We start from the raw sequence: 1,371 nt of genomic DNA, 5'->3' as shown, positions 1-1,371 counted from the left end.
CACGAACTTGACCTGCTGCGGCAATCGCAAAGGAATTCCGACAATCTGGTCAATCTGGAAAAACAGGCCTTCGCTGCCATCAAAGGCTTGTACGACGATGGGCACGGAAATTTCACCCGATCGCGCACGCCTGACCGCGATTTTGCCATCGACCTGCTATTTGGCGAACGCTATACCGCCGAGAAAGCCAGGATCATGGCGCCCATCAGTCAGTTCATGCGGGAACTGGATCATCGCACCGAAACCACGATGAAGAATCTGCAGTCAAAGTTCCAGCAGCAGATCTTGCTGATACTAGGAATGCTTTGCAGCGGATTGCTCGTCGTGGCTGTGGCTACTGCCTACATGCGCCGCAATATCCTGCACCCGCTCAATTATCTCAGCCGACAGGCGAGCAGCATCGCACAGGGCAGCTACTCCACCCGCTGCGACATCTCCACGCACAACGAAATCGCCGAGCTCGGTTCCGATTTCAATACCATGGCGGAAGCCATTGAACATGAAATCATCAAGCTCAAGCAGGTCAAAGAGTCATTACACGAGCGGCTGAAGGAGCTCAACTGTTTCTATTCGATCCGGCGCGGCATGGAAGCCGGGTCGCTGGAGGAAGTTTGCGGCACCATTTTTGTGCACCTGATCGCGGCGATGCGGTTTCCGCATATCTCCAGCATCAGAATCGAGCTCGACGGCAAGCAGTTTGTCTCCAACCAGTATGACCAGGATCATGCGCGCCGGTTACAAAAACAGATCATGGTATACGGCAAGGCATACGGCTGGATAATCGTATTCTACCGCGAGGACCGGCCTTTCCTGCTGCCCGATGAGCAGAATCTGATCGACGTCATCGGGGACGATCTGGGGAAATGGCTGGAACGCAAGCAGGCGGAGGCACGCATCCTGGTGGAACGGGAGCTGCGGGTGCGCGATGCCGCGATACGGGAATTCGCGGCGCACGTGGAGCGGATGCGGGAAGAAGACCGTAAATACATTGCCCGCGAGATTCACGATGAGCTGGGCCAGCTCCTGGCGGCATTGCACCTGGAAATCTCGCTGCTAAAGGGTGTGGAAGACAATAGAAAAAGGGTGGAAATCGTCAGGCGCAACATGTCGGAGCTAGTGGACAAAGCGGACCAGAGCGTGCGCAACGTGGCCGAGCATCTGCGCCCGGCTTCACTGGAGTTGGGCATCATCTCGGCTCTCAAAAAATTGACCGATGAGTACAGGAAACATAGCGGCGTAAGCTGCGTAGTGCGGCTGATGAAGGAGCCAGTTGAGCTGGATGAAGATCAGACCGTGGCGATATTCAGGATTGTGCAGGAATCCCTGACCAATGTGACCCGTCATGCCGGGGCAAGCCATGTCGAGATCATC

Annotated in this window: 1 protein-coding gene; it reads left to right on the top strand. The window is 55.7% G+C overall.

Annotated elements, in window-relative coordinates:
- Positions 1–1,371: HAMP domain-containing protein (locus BLO43_RS16215; RefSeq protein ID WP_139149321.1), on the top strand; the 1,371-nt coding region annotated here is incomplete at both ends.

The organism is Nitrosospira sp. Nsp13 (assembly GCF_900101945.1).
Classification (GTDB): domain Bacteria; phylum Pseudomonadota; class Gammaproteobacteria; order Burkholderiales; family Nitrosomonadaceae; genus Nitrosospira; species Nitrosospira multiformis_D.
Note: the sequence above shows the minus strand (reverse complement) of the source record. Positions and strands in the feature narration are given on the sequence as shown.